Source organism: Vibrio sp. 03_296 (genome assembly GCF_002265885.1).
The window spans coordinates 1-796 of sequence record NZ_NPKW01001122.1 but is presented as its reverse complement, the minus strand read 5'-3'; the positions used below and the strand labels follow the sequence as shown (position 1 = coordinate 796).

The window sequence follows — 796 nt, the reverse complement described above, 5'->3', positions numbered from 1 at the left end:
ATGGGGTGAAGTTCCTTGGCGTTGAAATCGGGGAACAATACACCCGAATTCAGCCCAAGAAACTGGCTCTGTTCAAACAGAAGTTGAAGCAGATGAGCAAACGTAATGGCGGAAAGCCATTAGTGCAGGTCATCAACGAGCTAAATCCCGTTTTACGAGGGTTCAGTCAGTACTTCAGGATCGCCAATACCAGCAGGGAGTTCTCGCGAATAGCAGGATGGTTAAGGCGCAGACTGCGCAGCATCCAGTTAAAATTATGGAAGAAACCGACACGGTTGCACCGGAGGCTGAAACAGCTTGGTTACAAGCCGCCGTTCAGGTCAATTCAAATGAGTAGCTGGAAAAATGCGCAGAGTCCCTTAGCCAGTTATGCGATGCCAAATCAATGGTTTAACGATCTTGGTTTGTTCAATATCGAGCATGTTAGGACAGGGTACGTGTTCAGCAATTATGCTGAATGGAAGTGTGCATGAGCCGTATACGAGGTCCGTACGTACGGTTCTGTAAGAGGGATGAGGCGGCAACGCCTCACCCTACTTGTTGTTTGCCCAGCGAAGCTGGCAAACCCGTCGGGTTGAAAGAAGCCCGAATCGCCCTGACTGAGGGGAAGATAATCCGAATTGCAAGGGCGTTGCTGGCCAACGGCAGAGTCTGAAGGAAGCAATAGGAAGTTAACAGTACACAACGTAAGTGAACCTGCTTCGGCAGCATAGGTGGGTAAGCGTCCGAAACATCGCAAAGCCCAATACTCAGTCAGATCTATGCTGTGCTTGAGGGTGGCATTGTTAACAGGGAG

At 49.7% G+C, this 796-nt stretch carries 1 protein-coding gene; it reads left to right on the top strand.

Annotated elements, in window-relative coordinates:
- Positions 1–473: group II intron maturase-specific domain-containing protein (locus tag CIK04_RS30240; RefSeq protein ID WP_325206032.1), on the top strand; the 473-nt coding region annotated here is incomplete at its 5' end.
- Positions 474–796: the final 323 nt, after the last annotated feature.